Below are 21,212 nucleotides of genomic sequence, written 5' to 3' on the forward strand. Positions count from 1 at the left end.
TCAATTGGAAGCGACCAAGAGTCTTGTTGTCTGCTGCCATTGGACGTTCCCCTTGAAGCACGTGGATATCAACAGCTGGTTGGTTGTCTGCTGCAGTTGAGAAGACTTGTGATTTAGACGTTGGGATAGTTGTGTTGCGGTCGATCAGTTTTGTAAAGACTCCACCCATAGTTTCGATACCAAGTGACAATGGTGTCACGTCAAGAAGGACAACGTCTTTGACATCACCAGTGATAACACCACCTTGGATAGCAGCACCCATAGCCACCACTTCGTCAGGGTTTACAGATTTGTTTGGTTCTTTACCAGTTTCAGATTTTAACCGCTTCAACAACGGCAGGATACGAGTTGATCCACCAACGAGGATAACTTCGTCAATGTCAGAGATAGAAAGACCTGCGTCTGATAGAGCTTGACGAACTGGAGTCTTAGTACGTTCCACAGGTCACGAGTCAAATCGTCAAATTAGCACGAGATAGTGTTGTTTCCAAGTGAAGAGGTCCAGCTTCACCAGCAGTGATGAATGGCAAGCTGATTTGAGTAGATGTCACACCAGACAAATCTTTCTTGGCTTTTTCAGCAGCGTCTTAAGACGTTGAAGTGCCATTTTATCTTGGCTAAGGTCGATACCATTTTCTTTCTTGAACTCATCCACTAACCAATCAATGATTTTTGGTCAAAGTCGTCACCACCAAGTTTGTTGTCACCAGCAGTTGCAAGAACGTCAAAGACACCATCACAAGTTCTAGGATAGACACGTCAAAGTACCACCACCAAGGTCAAAGACAAGGATTTTTTCATCTTTATCAGTCTTATCAAGACCATATGCAAGAGCAGCTGCAGTTGGTTCGTTGACGATACGTTCTACTTCAAGACCTGCGATTTTACCAGCGTCTTAGTCGCTTGACGTTGTGCGTCGTTAAAGTAAGCAGGTACAGTGATAACGGCTTTTGTCACTTTTTCACCAAGGTAGTCTTCAGCATAACCTTTAAGGTATTGAAGAATCATAGCTGAGATTTCTTGTGGTGTGTATTCTTTACCGTTTGCAGAAACTTTTCAGAAGTACCCATCTTAGATTTGATAGAGATGATAGTTTCTGGATTTGTCACTGCTTGACGTTTTGCAGCGTCACCAACAATGATTTCACCGTTTTTGAATGAGACAACAGAAGGTGTTGTACGGTTTCCTTCTGGGTTAGCAATGATTTTGCTTTCAGTACCTTCAAGCACTGCAACTGCGAGTTTGTTGTTCCTAAGTCAATACCAATAATTTTAGACATAATGTTTACCTCTTTATATTCTTGAATGTTTTCTATTTTTACTTTGCGTCTTCAACACGCCACATCCTAGTTGTAGACAACTACCATAGCTGGGCGGAGCAAGCGCTCGTGCAATTTATAGCCTTTTTTGGAGCACTTGAGCGATACTAATCTGCTGGATGGTCGTCATCCGCTGGCAGAGTTTGTACCGCCATGTGGAGATTGTGGTCAAAGCTTTCCACCTCAACCTCTTCAACGCCTTCTTCCTTAAGTGCTTGGATGAGGCTTGCTTGCACCATCTCAAGACCTTTCTTGACATCATCTGTCAAGCCCTCAACAGACAAAGCACGCTCTAAGTTGTCAAGACTTGGTAAGATAGCTTTGCCAAATCTTGCGAGCGATAGCGTTGCAATTGCTGACGTTCCTCGTTGGCACGGCGCTGAATGTTTTGCATCTCGGCGTGTGCACGCAGATACTTGTTTTCAAACTCTTCAGCTTTTTCCTGTGCCAACTCTAGTTCTGTTTTTTTAGGAGTTTCCTCCTCAACCACTTCCTCAACAACCGGCTCCTTTACTTCTTCGACTTCGACGTCTTCTTTTTTCACTTCTTCTTTTGTTTCTTCTGCCACTGGATCGCCTCCTCTAAAGACTTTATCTTATATTTCAAAGTTAATGGACCTCGTAGTGATTGCTATTTAGATAGCGGTAGTAATCGGTCAATTTAGCTGCTAAAACACGGCTAATCACATTGACCAAACTAATGGAGCGCTTGTAATCCATATCAATCGGACCAATCAAAGTCAAACTTCCAATTCCTCGGTAAGGAATCAAAAACTTGCGACTGAGAACCGTTAAATCACTAAGCGCAGCCACCTTGCTATCAGCAACCTGAACAGATGTGACTTCTTCATCTGATAAGCTATCACGCAAAACTCTAGCAACCGCCTGCTTATCATCTAAAAACTGATAGTGTCAAGCGTCGCGTAGTTGAGCGAGTGCACCTTACCTGCGATAAAGACCGTCTCGTCAAATAAACTTTGAAACAGATAATCAATCAACTCCAAGACACCATCAACCGTTTTAAAGTAATGTTGGATAACTGAGGGATTTCTGTTCTTAGCTTATAGTGAATGGTCATCAGCGAACTGCCTAGCAGACGCTCTGCTACGAGTTGCTTTAGTGTCACCAAGTCACGTGCCAAAAAGCTCTTTGGAATGGCAAACTGCACTGTCAGTGACTTTGATTCGTCAAGGGTCATAACTGCTAGCGCATCATGACTACTCAACTGCACAATATCAAAGCTCGTTAAGCGTTGATTGCTAGGCTCAACATCCAAAACAACGGCGCTATAGCCTGTCAAATCACTCAACAGCTTTGCAGCTTGCTTTAAAATATCCTCGAACTTATAGGCTTCAAAGTCAAAGGCTTTAATCACCTGATAGACATCAGCCTCATCAGCACTTTCCGTCAGGGAATGTTCCACGAAGTACCTAAACCCAGCCGCACTCGCATCCTACCGCTAGAGGTATGCGCCTTCTCTAAAAGCCCTAACTTTTCCAGCTTTGCCATATCATTACGAATGGTGGCGCTACTAGAGTCAATCGCATCCTTTAGCGTTTTGGAGCCAACAGGCTCATGGGTTTGAGTGAACATCTCGACAATTAAATTCAAAATATCATTTTGACGTGTGTAATCATCGCATCCACCCTTTCTTTTAGCACTCTAATAGTTAGACTGCTAATCTATGTTTCTATTATATCTCTTTTAAAAAGATTGTCAAGAAAAAAGCAAAAAAATTAGCACTCTTTTTTCTGAGTGCTAATTACTTGTCGTAATCGGTTAATTGATAGGTTTTGATGATACTTTTCAAGTCCTTAGCATAGGTCTTGCTGGTTGAAAAGCCTGAACTCTGCAAAACATCCGCCAGAGTATTGACATTTTTATTGGCTACAAAGAGCCTGTAACTGTTAGAGTTTCCAATTTGCCCTGCTTTTAGTTGTGCCAGATAAGCGCTGATACTTTCTTGATAGGACTTGTAGCGTGCATAGGAGACCTGCTGCCCGTTGCTGTCACGCAGCTTGATAAAAGCCTCTCCTGTCAACGCTTTGCTGTTAAAAAGATTATCATAACGTCTAGCCAGCAAGGTTCTACCAAAATCTGACTCCAAGCTCGCCTGTGCAATGATAATAGAAGGTTTTATCCCATAAGCTTTAGCCAGCTCTTGACTGGCGGGGGCAATGGACTTGATAAAGGCAGTCTTCGTCTGAGAAGTATCCGCTTTTCCTGAGCAGACAGTCCCTCACGGTGCACAACCAGAGGCGTCACAAAGACAAACACAAAATGAGTAAGCCTAAAACAGCTTGTACTAATGAAAACGCTTACGCATCTCTTTCCTCCAGCAATGCTACATATTCTTCTAAAGTGAGATTATGCTTGGTCATATACTCTGCTGACTTTTTACCCACATAGCGGAAGTGCCAGTCCTCGTAGTCAACACCTGTGCTAGAGGATTTTCCCTTTGGAAAACGCAGGACAAAACCATATTGAGGTGCCAAGGCTTGAACTTGCTTAGCAACAGTTGTGTCACTTTGATTGAGCGCATCCACCGTACTCATATCAATAGCGAGCCCTGTTTGGTGCTCACTAGCACCCGCTGGCTGTGAGTAGGTCTTAACCAAGGTTTCAGCCTCAGACTCCGATAAGCTCGGGTCTGCTGCCATTTCCTGCTGGACGTAGCTGTTAAATAGCCCTTCTTGATAAGCCACGCTACGGTAGCCCGAGATGAGGTGCTCACTGGCGTCAATCGCTTGCGCTGCAGCAAGAAAAGCCTCAACATTTTCAGCGATACGAGCATCAACTGAGATACCGTTGACAGTGGCTAGCTCTGGATTCATCTCTTTTGTGATATGGTCACGATTGACCAAGACCAGCTCCCAGTCGCTAGCAGAAACATTAGGCAGCGAGCTTGTCTTTTTCTTGGATGATGTTGTCGTTGATTGACTGGTTTAGTTGTAGCTGTGGACTGCTGATTGTCTTTTTTTCCTCCTATAAAATAGACAATGGCTAGCACAAACACAATAATAACAATCCCTGCCACTAAACGCTTTGTAAAACTAGTTTTCATATTCCCCTTCTTCTAAAAGACGACGTCCTTCCTTACGATAAGACATATCGCCTATTTTTTCAATAGTAAATGCGCCGTCTTCATAGGTCACAACAGACACACTGCCGTTATCCAGCGCTAACCCTTTAGGCGTCTTTGGATCAATCAGCCACATCAGCGTCGCAATGGTCATTCCATGACTGACAATGATGGCATTGCCCCCGCCATCGCTCTCCACCTTATCTGCGATTGCTAAAAAGCCCAGCCAGATTCTCTCCTTGATCGTCTCCCAACTCTCAGCCCAGCCTGCTGTATCCACCTGTTGGATACCTTCAGCGATTTCTTGGTAAGTCAAATCCTTAATGTCTTTTTTAAAAATACGAGGCAAAACACCGCCAAATAACTCGCCGTTATAAGCTCCATCAAGACTACCAAAACACCACTCACGAATACGCTTATCTCGTGTATGCGGGATAAAGTCCTGCTGACAGGCTTCTAGGATAATCTCAAGCGTCTGCACGGTCCTGCTGCTATCGCTTGTAAAAGCTTCTTTAAATGAAATCCCCGCTTCTTTAAGACCAAGCCCCAACTCATAAATCCCACGTTCTCCTTCTGCTGTCAGAGGTGTGTCGCTCCACCCCTGCGCCCGACCAATCGTATTAAACATTGTCTTGCCGTGACGCACAATGTATAGACGTGTCTTAGCCATCTTCCTTACCTCCAAAAGGCTTTTCTTTTATTATAACAAATTCTAAAAGGCTTTCATACCAAAGACTAAAAAAACTCCAGACCAGCTGGAGTAGGAGTTAGTTTTTAAAACTGTGAATCGGCGCTGGAATCTGTCCACCACGAGCGATAAAGGCCGCCGAAGAATTTTTATTGACAGACATGACTGGTGCAGTCCCAAGCAAACCACCAAACTCAATCATATCGCCTTCTTGACCTTTTGGAATAATGCGCACAGCTGTTGTTTTTTGATTGATAACCCCAATTGCCGCCTCATCCGCAATCATAGCTGCAATCGTTTCTGCTGGCGTATCCTCTGGGATGGCAATCATATCAAGCCCAACCGAGCAGATAGCCGTCATAGCTTCGAGTTTTTCAAGATTGAGCGAACCTGACTGCACCGCAGCAATCATCCCCTCATCTTCAGAGACAGGGATGAAAGCACCAGACAAACCACCCACTTGATTACATGCCATAGCACCGCCTTTTTTGACTTGGTCATTTAAAAGCGCAAGCGCAGCAGTCGTTCCGTGCGTACCAACTGTTTCAAGTCCCATCTCTTCCAGCACACGAGCAACAGAGTCCCCAACAGCAGGTGTTGGTGCTAAAGATAAATCAACAATTCCAAACTTCACACCTAAACGCTCGCTTGCCATTTGACCAACCAACTGACCGATACGAGTGATTTTAAAGGCAGTTTTCTTAACGGTTTCAGCGACCACATCAAAGCTCTCACCACGGACTTTTTCTAAGGCACGCTTAACAACACCAGGTCCAGAAACACCAACATTGATGACCACATCCGCTTCACCGACGCCATGAAAAGCACCCGCCATAAAAGGATTGTCTTCAACCGCATTTGCAAAAACAACCAGCTTGGCAGGACCCATCTCAGACGCTTCTGAAGTTTCCTTGATGATACGCCCCATATCACGAACCGCCGTCATGTTAATACCTGACTTGGTCGATCCAATATTGACAGATGAACACACTTTTTCCGTCTCTGCCAAAGCACGAGGAATCGAATTGATCAAAATCTCATCGCCCTTTTGATAGCCTTTTTGCACCAAAGCTGAAAAGCCACCGATAAAGTCAACACCAATCTCATGCGCTGCCTTATCCAAAGCCTTCGCAATCGGCACATAATCCGTTGCATCCGTCGCTGCACCAATCAATGAAATTGGCGTCACAGATACACGCTTGTTAACAATCGGAATACCAAGTTCACTTGCAATCTCATCTCCTACCTCAACAAGCTTACTTGCTTTTGCAACAACCTTGTCATAAACCTTAGCTGCTACACGGTCAATATCAGTATCAATACATCAAGAAGCGAAATCCCCATCGTAATCGTACGAATATCGAAATTCTGCTCCTCAATCATCTCTATTGTTTCTTGAACCTGCTTAATATCCATTGATTTTCTCCCTATACATTATGCATGGCATCAAAAATAGCCGAACTTTGAATATTGATCTTCACTTGAAGCTCTTCACCCAAATCTTCCAGCTGAGCTCGCAAATAAGAGAAATCCTTCTTCTCATCACTAGACACCACCGCCATCATTGTAAAATACTCATCCAAAATCGTTTGTGTAATGTCATCAATGTTTAAGCCTAATTCTGCCACTTTTGTTGAAACTGCCGCAACAATCCCTGACTTATCTTTACCAACAACTGTGATAATTGCTTTCATCATCTGCCTCCAAAAATCTTTTTGTTTAGTTTACCACAAATGACAAGAAATTACCACTATATCCGAACAAATTTCGCTCAAACCTCCAATTTGTATGGCTATTTCCGAAATTCTCTCTTCACCGCCCAGATATAATAACGATAGAAACATTCCTTATCCTCCAACAACTCTGGATATTGTTGCACCAATCGGTAGAACAACAACTTGCTCTCTCTCAGGATATCTTCTCTTCTTTCCTCATCACACCCCACCTGCAGTTGACAAATCAGCGGCTTAACAACCCAAAACAAATAATCAAAATCTAAAGTATTCATTACTAACTCCTTCGTTATATTTGATACATCTATTATAGCGTCTCCCCTAAAAAAAGAACATGACATTTTTGTCATGTTCTTTTTAACGAAAATAGTGTAGATACAGAAGTATAGTACAAAAAAAGAGGTAAACACCTCTCATTTGTTTATCAACTCCGCCAGTAGGACTCGAACCTACGACATCATGATTAACAGTCATGCGCTACTACCAACTGAGCTATGGCGGATAAGAGCCAAGCGACTACCATATCTAACAGGGGGCAACCCCCAACTACATCAGGCGTTCTAGGGCTTAACTACTGTGTTCGGCATGGGAACAGGTGTATCTCCTAGGCTATCGTCACTTAACTATTGAATAGATCTCTTGTCTACTCAAAATTGAATAACTATCTAAACAAGTTAACCTTACGCTACTTCTTTATGACTCTTTGGATAAGTCCTCGAGCTATTAGTATTAGTCCGCTACATGTGTCACCACACTTACACTCCTAACCTATCTACCTGATCATCTCTCAGGGCTCTTACTGATATAAAATCATGGGAAATCTCATCTTGAGGTGGGCTTCACACTTAGATGCTTTCAGCGTTTATCCCTTCCCTACATAGCTACCCAGCGATGCCCTTGGCAGGACAACTGGTACACCAGCGGTAAGTCCACTCTGGTCCTCTCGTACTAGGAGCAGATCCTCTCAAATTTCCTACGCCCGCGACGGATAGGGACCGAACTGTCTCACGACGTTCTGAACCCAGCTCGCGTGCCGCTTTAATGGGCGAACAGCCCAACCCTTGGGACCGACTACAGCCCCAGGATGCGACGAGCCGACATCGAGGTGCCAAACCTCCCCGTCGATGTGAACTCTTGGGGGAGATAAGCCTGTTATCCCCAGGGTAGCTTTTATCCGTTGAGCGATGGCCCTTCCATACGGAACCACCGGATCACTAAGCCCGACTTTCGTCCCTGCTCGAGTTGTAGCTCTCGCAGTCAAGCTCCCTTATACCTTTACACTCTGCGAATGATTTCCAACCATTCTGAGGGAACCTTTGGGCGCCTCCGTTACCTTTTAGGAGGCGACCGCCCCAGTCAAACTGCCCGTCAGACACTGTCTCCGATAGGGATAACCTATCTAGGTTAGAGTAGCCATAACACAAGGGTAGTATCCCAACAACGCCTCCATTGAGACTGGCGTCCCAATTTCATAGGCTCCTACCTATCCTGTACATGTGGTACAGATACTCAATATCAAACTGCAGTAAAGCTCCATGGGGTCTTTCCGTCCTGTCGCGGGTAACCTGCATCTTCACAGGTACTAAAATTTCACCGAGTCTCTCGTTGAGACAGTGCCCAAATCATTACGCCTTTCGTGCGGGTCGGAACTTACCCGACAAGGAATTTCGCTACCTTAGGACCGTTATAGTTACGGCCGCCGTTTACTGGGGCTTCAATTCAGATCTTCGCTAAAAGCTAAACCCTCCTCTTAACCTTCCAGCACCGGGCAGGCGTCACCCCCTATACATCATCTTACGATTTAGCAGAGAGCTGTGTTTTTGATAAACAGTTGCTTGGGCCTATTCACTGCGGCTGACTTAAAGCCAGCGCCCCTTCTCCCGAAGTTACGGGGCCATTTTGCCGAGTTCCTTAACGAGAGTTCTCTCGCTCACCTGAGGCTACTCGCCTCGACTACCTGTGTCGGTTTGCGGTACGGGTAGTGTATGATTAACGCTAGAAGCTTTTCTTGGCAGTGTGACATCACTCACTTCGCTACTAAACTTCGCTCCCCATCACAGCTTGGTGTTATAGATATAAGCATTTGACTCATATCACACCTCACTGCTTAGCCCAGCACTTCCAATCGCTGGGACAAGTTAGCCTACTGCGTCCCTCCATCACTTCATACACTAGTACAGGAATATCAACCTGTTGGCCATCGGATACACCTTTCGGTCTCTCCTTAGGTCCCGACTAACCCAGGGCGGACGAGCCTTCCCCTGGAAACCTTAGTCTTACGGTGGATGGGATTCTCACCCATCTTTCGCTACTCATACCGGCATTCTCACTTCTATGCGTTCCAGCGCTCCTCACGGTACACCTTCAACACACATAGAACGCTCTCCTACCATCCCCTAAGGGATCCACAGCTTCGGTAAATTGTTTTAGCCCCGGTACATTTTCGGCGCAGGGTCACTCGACTAGTGAGCTATTACGCACTCTTTGAATGAATAGCTGCTTCTAAGCTAACATCCTAGTTGTCTGTGCAACCCCACATCCTTTTCCACTTAACAATTATTTTGGGACCTTAGCTGGTGGTCTGGGCTGTTTCCCTTTCGACTACGGATCTTAGCACTCGCAGTCTGACTGCCGATTATATCTCATTGGCATTCGGAGTTTATCTGAGATTGGTAATCCGGGATGGACCCCTCACCCAAACAGTGCTCTACCTCCAAGAGACTTAACATCGACGCTAGCCCTAAAGCTATTTCGGAGAGAACCAGCTATCTCCAAGTTCGTTTGGAATTTCTCCGCTACCCACAAGTCATCCAAGCACTTTTCAACGTGCCCTGGTTCGGGCCTCCAGTGAGTTTTACCTCACCTTCACCCTGCTCATGGGTAGGTCACATGGTTTCGGGTCTACGACATGATACTAAGTCGCCCTATTAAGACTCGGTTTCCCTACGGCTCCGTCTCTTCAACTTAACCTCGCATCATATCGTAACTCGCCGGTTCATTCTACAAAAGGCACGCTCTCACCCATTAACGGGCTCGAACTTGTTGTAGGCACACGGTTTCAGGTTCTATTTCACTCCCCTTCCGGGGGTACTTTTCACCTTTCCCTCACGGTACTGGTTCACTATCGGTCACTAGAGAGTATTTAGGGTTAGGAGATGGTCCTCCCAGATTCCGACGGGATTTCTCGTGTCCCGCCGTACTCAGGATACTGCTAGGTATAATCACTATTTCGACTACGAGGCTTTTACTCTCTTTGGCTCATCTTTCCAGATGACTCGTCTATAATCATTAAGTCCACATTGCAGTCCTACAACCCCAAAGAGTAAACTCTTTGGTTTGCCCTCTTACCGTTTCGCTCGCCGCTACTAAGGCAATCGCTTTTGCTTTCTCTTCCTGCAGCTACTTAGATGTTTCAGTTCACTGCGTCTTCCCTCCTACACCTTAACAGTGTAGGATACTAACCATTAGTTAGTGGGTTCCCCCATTCGGACATCCCTGGATCAGCGCTTACTTACAGCTCCCCAAAGCATTTCGTCGTTAGTCACGTCCTTCATCGGCTTCTAGTGCCAAGGCATCCACCGTGCGCCCTTATTAACTTAACCTTATTTGGTCTATTGACCTTAAACTCATTAAATCACAGCGTTTCGGTTTATTTTCTTGTTGCTATTTGATAGTTATTCAATTTTCAATGGACAATCTAGAATCTTACGATTCTATGGAGCCTAGCGGGATCGAACCGCTGACCTCCTGCGTGCAAAGCAGGCGCTCTCCCAGCTGAGCTAAGGCCCCACAAGACCTCTCAAAACTAAACAAGACAATGTACAGTTCCGTTTTTTCCTTAGAAAGGAGGTGATCCAGCCGCACCTTCCGATACGGCTACCTTGTTACGACTTCACCCCAATCATCTATCCCACCTTAGGCGGCTGGCTCCTAAAAGGTTACCTCACCGACTTCGGGTGTTACAAACTCTCGTGGTGTGACGGGCGGTGTGTACAAGGCCCGGGAACGTATTCACCGCGGCGTGCTGATCCGCGATTACTAGCGATTCCGACTTCATGTAGGCGAGTTGCAGCCTACAATCCGAACTGAGACTGGCTTTAAGAGATTAGCTTGCCGTCACCGACTTGCGACTCGTTGTACCAGCCATTGTAGCACGTGTGTAGCCCAGGTCATAAGGGGCATGATGATTTGACGTCATCCCCACCTTCCTCCGGTTTATTACCGGCAGTCTCGCTAGAGTGCCCAACTGAATGATGGCAACTAACAATAAGGGTTGCGCTCGTTGCGGGACTTAACCCAACATCTCACGACACGAGCTGACGACAACCATGCACCACCTGTCACCGGTGTGCCGAAGCAAAATCCTATCTCTAGGACGGGCACCGGGATGTCAAGACCTGGTAAGGTTCTTCGCGTTGCTTCGAATTAAACCACATGCTCCACCGCTTGTGCGGGCCCCCGTCAATTCCTTTGAGTTTCAACCTTGCGGTCGTACTCCCCAGGCGGAGTGCTTAATGCGTTAGCTGCGGCACTGAGTCCCGGAAAGGACCCAACACCTAGCACTCATCGTTTACGGCGTGGACTACCAGGGTATCTAATCCTGTTTGCTCCCCACGCTTTCGAGCCTCAGCGTCAGTTACAGACCAGAGAGCCGCTTTCGCCACCGGTGTTCCTCCATATATCTACGCATTTCACCGCTACACATGGAATTCCACTCTCCCCTTCTGCACTCAAGTCTCACAGTTTCCAAAGCGTACAATGGTTAAGCCACTGCCTTTAACTTCAGACTTATGAAACCGCCTGCGCTCGCTTTACGCCCAATAAATCCGGACAACGCTCGGGACCTACGTATTACCGCGGCTGCTGGCACGTAGTTAGCCGTCCCTTTCTGGTAAGATACCGTCACGACATGGATTTTCCACTCCCACATCCGTTCTTCTCTTACAACAGAGCTTTACGATCCGAAAACCTTCTTCACTCACGCGGCGTTGCTCGGTCAGGGTTGCCCCCATTGCCGAAGATTCCCTACTGCTGCCTCCCGTAGGAGTCTGGGCCGTGTCTCAGTCCCAGTGTGGCCGATCACCCTCTCAGGTCGGCTATGTATCGTCGCCTTGGTAAGCCGTTACCTTACCAACTAGCTAATACAACGCAGGTCCATCTGATAGTGGAGCAATTGCCCCTTTTAAACTAATAACATGTGTTATTACCTCTTATGCGGTATTAGCTATCGTTTCCAATAGTTATCCCCCGCTATCAGGCAGGTTACCTACGCGTTACTCACCCGTTCGCAACTCATCCAGAAGAAGCAAGCTTCTCCCTTCAGCGTTCTACTTGCATGTATTAGGCACGCCGCCAGCGTTCGTCCTGAGCCAGGATCAAACTCTCATTTAAATCATGATTTGTTTGAGTCTTCACTCATTCTGTTCTCTGACAGATTTATTTTTGACTTCTTTAAGAAGCCCTGCACATCGTCTTGTTCAGTTCTCAAAGGTCTTTGTCTCTCAAGAGACAACTTCTATATTCTATCAAACTTTTAATAGCTTGTCAACACTTTTTTTGAAGTTTTTTCAACCTCTCGTGTTAACGTCCTCTCGTTTGACAGCTATATTAGTTTATCAAACTTCATCTACACTGTCAATAACTTTTTTAATCTTTTTTATAAAAAAATGAAAAAAGGCCCTAAGGTCTTTTCTCTTAGTCTATCGCGATATAGCGGCGAGCCCCAGAATAACTGATATAGGAAAGCCACTCATAGCCGTCTGAGATGACCGTTTTTATCATAGCGGACACTGCTGCCGGCATCGTAATAGGCGATATCGCTGCTGGATTGTTGGGGTGCGTTCTTGATCCCGTGGCGGCTAGTGAAGGTGTAGGTGCCGCTGGTTGAGAGTGTACTTGATGGTGATGGGGTTGACTGCACAGATGGGGATGAGGTTACGGTGCTTGCCCCCAGGTCCTTGAAGTGGATGTAGCCGGACACTTGGCTTTTATGGAAGCTGCGGCGGTAGTATTTCTCGGGACCTTGGCCGCAATCGTAGTTGTACTCCTCAATGGTGACAGTATCGCCATTGACTTCTGCCACCCAGGCCACATGTCCATAGCCTCCTGCGCCGTTAACGCCAGCTGAGAACCAAGCGACGGAACCGACAGCGGGAGTCATGTCTACGCGGTAGCCTTGGCTTCTAGCCACACTGCCCCAACTGATGGCATTGCCATACCCGCCAGGGAGGCTAAAGCCATTAGCGCTGCTTAGTCTGAAGGCGACGAAGGATGTACACTGTCTTAGGTACATGCCCCAGCTATCGGCGCCGTAGCCACTCTTCCACTGGTTCGGGTAGTTATCACCAAGTACTGCGGCTTCGCTAGTAGTGTTTAGGGCTAGGCTACTGCCTAGCAGGCTTAGTAATAATAGGCTTTTGTATTTTGCTTTCATATATCCTCCTCGTATTACTTATTCGAAAAGGAATAGGAAACATAAAGGAAAACACATAAAAAAGCCAACCTAGAGGGTGGCTTTTGGGGGTTAGTCGCTAACAGTGAAACGATTTGTCATTAGGTTGCTAGAGTCAAACAAGACTTTATTTAACAGCTTTTGCGTTTCTTCTTGAATATAGTCGCTCATTGCTTGGTTTTCTGCTTCAAAGTCAACTGTTTCACCTGCAGCTAGCGCAGCATCTACTTTACCAATCATAGCATGACCTTGTGCCATAGTCTTTTCAATATAGTCGTCAAGCTGCCCTTCATGCTGATGGAAGTGAGCGTCTGCTAGACCTGCAATCAAACGGCTTGTCCAGTAAAGCTATCTGTTGAGACATTTTCACTTGTATTGGCAAAGTAATCTGGCGTTTTAGTGACCTGCGTGAAGAAAGGAACTGAGGTCGCAAATGGCATTGATCCGTAGGAAAGCCATTGGATACCTGTTGTTTCGTGAGGTTGATTGGGACGCAGCTGTAAAATCGCTGTCTGGCTGGTACGATTGATACCAATTGGACGAAAAGCTTTTTGACTAACAGTATCTCCTTCTGGTCCATAAGGATCAAAAATCGTGTCTTGATAGTGGTTGCTGAGCACATACTTGACATCTTCAACGGTCACCTTACGATACGGTTTTTGACACCAAGGAATGAAAAAGCTCTTAGGATCTTGCTCTATTTCTGGGTTCAAAAGCGCTGAATTGCCCAGCTTCTTGGGGTATTGTAATGTCTGTCTTTGTCACGTTGGCTACCAAAAGCGTAGCGTGGATTAAAGTGCTCATTTGAATAGGTCAAGTCTAAGTGATGTTTGGCAATAAAATCACGAAGATCACTAGAATGAAGGTAGTCGTTAGGATTATTAAACTCAAAATAGTCTATGCCGAGTTGGTTAGAGTTGGTCACATAGGCGTCATCTGGGACACGTCTAGCAATCCAGTGATGTCCACCAATCGTCTCAAGCCACCAAATCTCATCACAATCTGAAAAGGCAATCCCATTACTCTCATAGGTTCCATATTTTTCCAAAATAGAACCAAGAAGCTCAACGCCCTCACGTGCACTATGAATATATGGAAGAACCAGTGTCAGCATATCTTCCTCACCAATTCCTGATGGCACCAAGGGGTCAGCGCCAAGCACTCTAGCATTTGTCGTGATGGTCTCAGTGGCACTCATAGCAACATTCACAGCGTTAATCCCTGCTTCTCCCCAAATACCGTCTTTGCCTAGGGCGTCTGGTACGGAGGTATAGCGCATAGGATTGTCTGGTAAATCCATCTCAAAAGTGGATAAGACTGATTTGTAGTGGCGAGGTTGGTCCTCTGGATTGACTACAATAAATTTTTTAGGCGTAAATTCGCCGTTTGCGAATCTTCTGTTCTAGCGATAAGGGTTGAGCCGTCATAAGACGCTTTTTTCCCAACTAAAATCGTCGTACAAGCCATACATATATCCTTTCTGTTCTACAATTCTTCTGCAATTTTGTTGATTTTACGCAAGCGGTGATTGACACCACTCTTGGTAATCGCTATGTCCAAGCTATCTGCAATCTGCTGGATGGAGTAATCTGGATGCGCCACCCGCACTTGTGCGACTTGACGCAAATCACTAGGCAAGCTATCAAAACCAATCGTATCCATGATTTTGATGATGTTATTGATGGTTTTCATACTAGCTGTCACCGTTCTAGCGATATTGGCAGTTTCAGCATTATTGGCACGGTTGAGGTCATTTCGTGTTTCACGTAAAATTTTGACTTCCTCAAAAGATTCCTTTGCCTGAAGGGCGCCAACTACCAAGAAAAAATCCATAATGTCCTCAGCTTTTTGAAGATAAGTCACAGCTCCGCTTTTATGGGCAATGACCTTGGCGTCGAGCATGAACTTTTGCATGAGAGAGGCTAAATCCTCCGCATGGTCTTGGTAAACGGAGAAAATCTCCAGCTGATATTTTCCCGAGTCGGGGTCACGCACTGTTCCTGTCGCTAGAAAAGCACCTTTCAAATAACTCCGACCGCTATCATCATCCTCTAAAATATGCGCCTCAATCCCAGTCTCTAAGCCAAAGAAAGAATCCGCCAGCTGCAAATCCGCCAAAATCGTCTCCACATCCTTATCCACAAAAACCGTGTAGACACGATTCTTACGCAAATTGGTCTTGTAGTGGTACTTAATCTCTGGCTGGCGGTGTAATAATGCTCTAGTAGCTGATAAATATGTCTTGCAATTTTAGCATTTTCACTGGTGATGGATAAGGTCAAGCCCTTGCTAGTCAAAGCCAAGGCTTCCTGAAAGCTTGATAATGGCTGAAAGTTCACTTTTATCTTGGATAGGAAGGCTGAGCAATTCTTCTTTGACTGTCGTTGTAAAACTCATAGCTTTTTCCCTACCAAACTCATCAATTCTTCAACCACCAAGTCTCCGTGGTGAAAGGCTCCGCCTTTTCTAACCGCAAGAAGTTAGAAGAGATAATGCGCTTTGCCTGTTTTTGAAGCCCTGCAAAATCATGGTCTACTTGAACCAAGTACTCATCAAAACTGTTTGAAACCATATAGGCTTCTGGTACTTTTTCGATATTAACCAAAACAGTGTCAATCACATCACGCCCCAAATGACGATTGAGCACCTCAACGTGATTGGCATCTGTGAAATGCTCTGTCTCACCTCTTTGGGTCATGATATTACAAACATAAGCCACCTCAGCAGGTGTCGCAAGAAGTGCTTCCTTAATTTCTGGGATGACGAGATTAGGTAAAATCGAGGTAAATAGCGACCCTGGTCCAAGGACAATCATATCACTTTCCATGATGGCTTTGACCACCTTACGGCTGGCTTTAGGACGCTCATTATTGTAGGTATTGGTGACAAAAACATGGTCAATCATGCCTTGATAATCAGCAATGCGACTCTCACCACCACCTCATGCCCATCTTGGAAAATAGCGTGAAGCGTCAAAGGTTGCTCACTTGAGGGGTAAATTTTGCCAGAAATGTGGAAAAACTTGGTTAAAATCTGCATGGCGTTATAAGTAGACCCTGCATTTCTGAAATGCCAGCAATAATGAGATTACCAAGTGGGTGTCCAGCAAAATCACCATCTCCATCTGCAAAGCGGTATTGAAAAATCTTTTCATAGAAACGTGGCATATCACTCATAGCAACAAGCACATTGCGCAAATCACCTGGTGGAGTCAGGCGCATGCTGCCTCGCAATTTACCAGAAGAGCCACCATCGTCAGCAACTGTCACCACTGCTGTAATGTCCGCATCCTCTAACCGCAGGCTGTTCAAGATGACAGGAATACCAGTTTCCTCCACCAATCACTGTAATTTTGGGTTTTCTCATGAACGGTTTACCGTCTCCCTTCCTACGGTCTTTGTCACGATGACTTTCATTCACAGACCAGTGGGCTTTCAAATCCTCTGCTAAACGATGGCAAAAGCTGTACTTCGATGCTGACCACCTGTGCAGCCCACAGCAATAGTCAAAATAGCCTTACCTTCCTTTTGATAACCTGGTAAAATCGGCTCAATCAAATCAAGGAGGTGCTGATAAAAGCTTTCTGACTCCTCAAAGCCCATGACATAGTCATAAACATCCTTGTCTAATCCTGTTTTATCTCTTAGTTCTGGCTTGTAGTAGGGATTTGGCAGAAAACGCACATCAAAGACCAAGTCAGCATCCAGCGGCAAGCCGTACTTGAAACCAAAGCTCACCACTTCAATGCGGAAAGAACTTTTATTGTCATCCGATGAAAACTGTTCTGACAAGACTTGGCGCAATTGACGTGGCGTCAGTTCTGTCGTGTCTACGACATTTTGACTCAAACTCTTTAGCGGCGCTAGCAATTCACGCTCTAAAGTAATGCCATCAAGAACACGCCCGTCTGAAGCCAATGGGTGGCTACGTCTGGTCTCTTTGTAGCGTGACACCAGCTCGCCATCAGTCGCATCCAAAAAGAGAATCTTCACCTTGACACGTTCATTTGTCTCAATCTTGTCCAAAATCGCATTGATTTCATTGAAAAAAAGACGACTACGCATGTCCACAACCAAAGCGACCTTGTTTGTCTCGCCCGACTGCTCAACCAGCTTGATAAATTTTGGCAACAAGGTCGGTGGCATATTATCAATGGTAAAATAACCTAAATCCTCAAAGGACTGAATGGCAACGGTTTTCCCAGCTCCACTCATTCCTGTCACGATCACTAACTCAATTGGTTTTGTCATTTTCATCATCCTTTCTCTCAAGCAGCTCTAGGCGAGTTAAGAGTTCTTGATTTCTCTTTTGCAAATCATCCAACTGCTCTGTCATTGACAAAAGCATTTCGGTTTGTAATTTTTGAATAGCCAATAAATCTGACTGGTCTTGCTGCACCAAGTGGTCAAGCTTTTCATGTAAAAGCCTGATTTCTTCTTCAGATTTTTGATTGACCAAAAAGTCATTTCGAGCCTGCAAGCGGTCATAATCTGAAGCACGGTTTTGACTCATCATAATCAAAGGCGCTTGAATCGCTGCAATGGTAGATAAAGCTAAATTCAACAAAATAAAGGGATAAGCATCAAAAACAATGCCAAACGGTTTGATAACATTTAACGCCATCCAGATAATCATCAAGAGCACAAAGCAGATGATAAAGGTCCAAGAACCACCAAAGCGAGCCACAGCATCTGCGATTTTTTGACCAAAGGTCACCTTAGCATTCCACTGCTCACCAACGTCCATCTTGTCTGAGAGTTGGTTTTTACTGACATTGACCACTAGCTCACGGATATTATCATTTTAGTGTTGGCATTGTCAATAATAGCATTTAGGTAGCGCAAGCGATAGTTGGCTAAGGTTTCATTACTGATAAAAGCATCTGGGCTTAGATTGGGATGGTCTTCTTGAATTAAGTTGATTAAGGGACGCTCTAAATCTTTCAAAAAAACACCTTGATCTTTTGAGAAGTCGTCACCTGTTATTGCATCTTGATAGATTGCATTATTACTCACTGTATCACTCCTTTAGATTATTATACCACATCCACCTCTAAGCGACACTTGAAAGCTAAAGAAAAAGGGCATAGCCCTTTTTAGTCCGCTAGATAAGCAATGACTTCGATTTCTACCTTGACATCCTTAGGAAGACGTGCCACTTCTACACAAGAACGTGCTGGAAAAGTTTCTTTAAAAGCTGTCTCATAGACAGCATTAAAGACTGCAAAGTCATTGATATCACTTAGAAAACAGGTTGTCTTAACCACTTTATCAAAGTCGCACAGCTCTTTTAAAATGCTTTGACGTTTGATAGCACTTGCTTTGTTTGTTCCTCAATCGTCTCTCCGACAATGTCGCCTGTCTCTGGTGAGAGAGGAACTTGTCCACTTGCAAATAAGAAATCACCGAAACTTTGCCTTGAACGTAAGGTCCGATAGCCTTGGCGCTTGCTTAGTTTGAATTGTTTTACCATAATATACCTCCAAAAGATACTAATAGTTTAGCATATTTTTCAGAAAATTAACACAACTTTTTACCATTCTAAAAACAAGCAGGCAAATGCCCACTTGTTTGTCTTCTATTATTCAAAACCTTCTTGAAGAGCTTCTGCAAAGTTCGCTTCGACAATCTCTGCACAGTGGTCACAGATAGTGGCCTTGTAAGAGCGTTCTTTGACTGTTTCGTCCACACGACGGCAACGGTCACACACCTCACCAGAAGCATGCGCCACGCTAAAGGCAACATCATCAAAGCGAATCACATCACTAGGTGCAGCCTCGTCTGTGATGGTCAATTCTGACACAATCAACAGTTGTGCAATATCGCTATCAAGAGCAGAGAGCAGCATTTTGATTTCTTCAGAAGCATAAACAGTGAGATGAGCTTCTAGAGATTTTCCGATGATTTTAGCATTACGGGCTTCTTCTAAAGCTTTTTGAGCTTGCGTACGGAAGGTCATGAAGGCTTCCCACTCTTCTAAAATCGCTTCTTGACCAGCAAAGTTTTGATAATTTGGCAACTCGGCTAATTGTACAAATTCTTCTGCTTCATGTTCAAGGTAAGACCAGATTTCCTCAGCTGTGTGTGGAAGGATTGGTGTTAATAATTTTGTCAATTTGACAAGGATGTCATAAAAGACTGTTTGCATTTGACGGCGTTCTAAGCTGTTTGCAGCTTCAATATAGACGACATCTTTGGCAAAATCAAGATAAAGGCAGACAGGTCAACCGTGATAAAATTGATGACTGCTTTGTAAATGCCCATAAAGTCATAAGCTTCATAAGCGTCACGAATTGTTTTAACCAATTGGTTAAATCTGATGGTCATGTATTTATCAACAGGACGAAGGTCTTCGTAAGCCACCGTATCACACTCAGGTTTGAAATCAGAAGTATTTGCAATCAAGAAGCGAAGGGTGTTTCTGATTTTACGGTAGGTTTCAGAGGTTTGCTTGAGGATGTCCATAGAGATACGCACGTCATTACTTGTATCGACACTTGTCACCCAGAGACGTAGAATTTCAGCACCAAATTGTTTTTCCACATCGCTTGGTAAAATCGTATTTCCTAGTGACTTAGACATCTTCTCACCCTTTACCATCAAGCGTGAAGCCTTGAGATAAGATAGCCTTGTAAGGAGCATGACCGTTGACAGCGACAGAAGTAATCAGTGATGAGTTAAACCAACCACGGTATTGGTCGCTTCCTTCCAGATAGAGATCAGCTGGGTAAGAAAGTTCCTCACGAGCGTTCATGACACCATTCCAAGAAGATCCTGAGTCAAAACCAAACGTCCATGATATCTGTTTCTTTTAGTAAAGAGACCGTTTGGTGAACCTGGATGCGTGAAGCCTTCCGGCAAGAGGTCTTTTGCCTCACGTTCCCACCAGATGATTGAGCCGTGTTCTTCAAAGAGGTCTGCGACATGGTCTGTTACTTCTTTAGTCATGATAGCTGTGCCATCCTCAGCGTAGAAGATAGGAAGTGGCACACCCCAAGCACGTTGACGTGAAATGACCCAGTCACCACCGGTCACGAATCATGTTGTAGAGACGTTTTTGTCCCCATGCTGGATTAAAGCTTGTCTTTTCAATCTCATCCAAAATATCTTGGCGGAATTTAGAAACAGAAGCAAACCATTGTGGAACGGCACGCCAGATGATTGGTTTTTTAGTACGCCAGTCAAATGGGTAAGTGGTTGATGACTTCGCTAGCAAGTAGTAAATCACCTAGTTTTTCTTGAACCAGTGGTGTTACCTTGTCATAAAATTGTCCTTCAAAGTCGCTACCAGCGTTTTCCATCATGAGACCACGCTCATTGACCGTAACAGCAACTTCAAGACCGTATTTGATACCAACATTGTAGTCATCCTCACCAAAACCTGGAGCGGTGTGGACGATACCTGTACCAGAGTCTAGTGTTACGTGGTCACCAAGGATAACAAGCTCATCTACTTCGCTATCCCATGGGTGCTCTGTGACGATCATCTCAAGCTCAGCACCTTTATGACGAGAGATAACCTCTGGATTGTCCCAACCAAATTTCTCACTAAGACTGTCAAAAAGTCCTTCTGCAACAAGGTATTTACGCTCGCTGCCTTCTGGTTTCACGACAACATAATCCATATCAGGTCCTACTGTCAAACCACGTGAAGCAGTAACGGTAAATGGAGTTGTCGTCCAGACAACAATATAAGTATCTTCATCAAGGATACCTTTGCCATCCTTGACTTTGTTGGCGTAGTAGAGAGATGTTGAGTCGATATCGTGATACTCAATTTCGGCTTCAGCAAGAGCTGACTCAGATGACCATGACCAGTAAACTGGTTTTGCCCCACGGTAGATATAGCCCTTGTCTGCCATTGCACCAAAGACACGGATTTGTGCGGCTTCATAAGCTGGCACAAGTGTGATGTATGGATTTTCCCAATCTGCTGAAACAC

Annotated in this window: 11 protein-coding genes, 2 tRNA genes, 3 rRNA genes and 14 pseudogenes; all 30 read right to left on the reverse strand. The window is 45.0% G+C overall.

The annotated features are described in order from the left end of the window. Window positions 1-442, reverse strand: a 442-nt coding sequence (locus G5B60_RS11695; protein WP_346773333.1) for an Hsp70 family protein, incomplete at its 3' end; no start/stop codon positions are given. A 10-nt stretch (window positions 443-452) separates the two neighbouring features. Beyond that, window positions 453-678: pseudogene (locus G5B60_RS11815) on the reverse strand (Hsp70 family protein); the annotation flags it as partial. A 67-nt stretch (window positions 679-745) separates the two neighbouring features. Beyond that, window positions 746-1,229, reverse strand: a pseudogene (locus G5B60_RS11710) (Hsp70 family protein). Window positions 1,230-1,345: 116 nt separating this feature from the next. After that, window positions 1,346-1,886: pseudogene (grpE, locus tag G5B60_RS11045) on the reverse strand (nucleotide exchange factor GrpE). A gap of 40 nt (window positions 1,887-1,926) precedes the next feature. Beyond that, window positions 1,927-2,931: pseudogene (hrcA, locus tag G5B60_RS11050) on the reverse strand (heat-inducible transcriptional repressor HrcA). 148 nt (window positions 2,932-3,079) lie between these two features. Next, complete coding sequence (locus G5B60_RS11055; protein ID WP_164684299.1) at window positions 3,080-3,505, reverse strand: glucosaminidase domain-containing protein; 426 nt, start codon at window positions 3,503-3,505, stop codon at window positions 3,080-3,082. Between the two features lie 130 nt (window positions 3,506-3,635). After that, window positions 3,636-4,381 (reverse strand): annotated as a pseudogene (locus G5B60_RS11060) (M15 family metallopeptidase). After that, the gene (locus tag G5B60_RS11070) at window positions 4,371-5,069 is read right to left on the reverse strand and encodes a histidine phosphatase family protein (protein WP_164682211.1); all 699 of its coding nucleotides are present in this window, start codon (window positions 5,067-5,069) and stop codon (window positions 4,371-4,373) included. Before G5B60_RS11070 ends, G5B60_RS11060 begins: the two are co-directional and overlap by 11 nt. Before the next feature lie 97 nt (window positions 5,070-5,166). Then, window positions 5,167-6,503, reverse strand: a pseudogene (locus tag G5B60_RS11075) (PFL family protein). Window positions 6,504-6,514: 11 nt separating this feature from the next. Next, complete coding sequence (locus tag G5B60_RS11080; RefSeq protein WP_164684071.1) at window positions 6,515-6,781, reverse strand: ACT domain-containing protein; 267 nt, start codon at window positions 6,779-6,781, stop codon at window positions 6,515-6,517. 98 nt (window positions 6,782-6,879) lie between these two features. Then, a complete protein-coding gene (locus G5B60_RS11085) occupies window positions 6,880-7,095 on the reverse strand; it encodes a hypothetical protein (protein WP_164682209.1) in 216 nt (71 codons plus the stop codon). Window positions 7,096-7,248: 153 nt separating this feature from the next. Further along, window positions 7,249-7,322: transfer RNA gene (locus G5B60_RS11090), tRNA-Asn, on the reverse strand. A 5-nt stretch (window positions 7,323-7,327) separates the two neighbouring features. Next, window positions 7,328-7,443, reverse strand: a 5S ribosomal RNA gene (rrf, locus tag G5B60_RS11095). An 80-nt stretch (window positions 7,444-7,523) separates the two neighbouring features. Beyond that, window positions 7,524-10,422, reverse strand: a 23S ribosomal RNA gene (locus tag G5B60_RS11100). A 114-nt stretch (window positions 10,423-10,536) separates the two neighbouring features. Then, window positions 10,537-10,609, reverse strand: a tRNA-Ala gene (locus tag G5B60_RS11105). A 53-nt stretch (window positions 10,610-10,662) separates the two neighbouring features. Then, a 16S ribosomal RNA gene (locus tag G5B60_RS11110) occupies window positions 10,663-12,211 on the reverse strand. Together the 16S, 23S and 5S rRNA genes with 2 tRNA genes alongside form the textbook arrangement of a ribosomal RNA operon. 309 nt (window positions 12,212-12,520) lie before the next feature. Then, window positions 12,521-13,253: pseudogene (locus G5B60_RS11120) on the reverse strand (CHAP domain-containing protein); the annotation flags it as partial. 90 nt (window positions 13,254-13,343) lie between these two features. Continuing rightward, window positions 13,344-13,601 (reverse strand): hypothetical protein, encoded by a 258-nt coding sequence (locus G5B60_RS11820; protein ID WP_430523663.1) that lies wholly within the window; start codon window positions 13,599-13,601, stop codon window positions 13,344-13,346. Beyond that, window positions 13,598-14,738: pseudogene (locus G5B60_RS11125) on the reverse strand (C69 family dipeptidase). The gene G5B60_RS11820 and the pseudogene G5B60_RS11125 overlap by 4 nt, the downstream one beginning before the upstream one ends. Before the next feature lie 18 nt (window positions 14,739-14,756). Then, window positions 14,757-15,668, reverse strand: a pseudogene (gene whiA / locus G5B60_RS11130) (DNA-binding protein WhiA). Next, window positions 15,665-16,637 (reverse strand): annotated as a pseudogene (locus tag G5B60_RS11135) (YvcK family protein). Before G5B60_RS11135 ends, whiA begins: the two co-directional pseudogenes overlap by 4 nt. Then, a pseudogene (gene rapZ / locus G5B60_RS11140) lies at window positions 16,634-17,521 on the reverse strand (RNase adapter RapZ). The pseudogenes G5B60_RS11135 and rapZ overlap by 4 nt, the downstream one beginning before the upstream one ends. Then, a pseudogene (locus tag G5B60_RS11145) lies at window positions 17,505-18,286 on the reverse strand (DUF1003 domain-containing protein). The pseudogenes rapZ and G5B60_RS11145 overlap by 17 nt, the downstream one beginning before the upstream one ends. 80 nt (window positions 18,287-18,366) lie before the next feature. Then, window positions 18,367-18,756, reverse strand: a pseudogene (locus G5B60_RS11150) (RidA family protein). A gap of 95 nt (window positions 18,757-18,851) precedes the next feature. Further along, window positions 18,852-19,229 carry a zinc finger domain-containing protein gene (locus tag G5B60_RS11825; protein WP_430523665.1) on the reverse strand — a complete coding sequence of 126 codons (378 nt, stop codon included), beginning with the start codon at window positions 19,227-19,229 and terminating at the stop codon, window positions 18,852-18,854. Beyond that, window positions 19,206-19,912 (reverse strand): annotated as a pseudogene (locus G5B60_RS11830) (class I tRNA ligase family protein); the annotation flags it as partial. The pseudogene G5B60_RS11830 and the gene G5B60_RS11825, both read right to left, overlap by 24 nt. Further along, complete coding sequence (locus G5B60_RS11835; RefSeq protein ID WP_430523664.1) at window positions 19,857-20,024, reverse strand: class I tRNA ligase family protein; 168 nt, start codon at window positions 20,022-20,024, stop codon at window positions 19,857-19,859. The pseudogene G5B60_RS11830 and the gene G5B60_RS11835, both read right to left, overlap by 56 nt. Beyond that, complete coding sequence (locus G5B60_RS11840; protein ID WP_164684296.1) at window positions 20,021-20,305, reverse strand: class I tRNA ligase family protein; 285 nt, start codon at window positions 20,303-20,305, stop codon at window positions 20,021-20,023. Before G5B60_RS11840 ends, G5B60_RS11835 begins: the two co-directional genes overlap by 4 nt. Then, window positions 20,292-20,486: a class I tRNA ligase family protein gene (locus G5B60_RS11845; RefSeq protein WP_164684297.1), complete on the reverse strand. Its 195-nt coding sequence runs from the start codon at window positions 20,484-20,486 to the stop codon at window positions 20,292-20,294. The genes G5B60_RS11840 and G5B60_RS11845 overlap by 14 nt, the downstream gene beginning before the upstream one ends. After that, window positions 20,452-21,212 (reverse strand): class I tRNA ligase family protein (locus G5B60_RS11850; RefSeq protein ID WP_164684298.1); only part of this gene is annotated, 761 nt, incomplete at its 5' end. The genes G5B60_RS11850 and G5B60_RS11845, both read right to left, overlap by 35 nt.

This window comes from Streptococcus hyointestinalis (assembly GCF_011039275.1).
Taxonomy (GTDB): Bacteria; Bacillota; Bacilli; order Lactobacillales; family Streptococcaceae; genus Streptococcus; species Streptococcus hyointestinalis_A.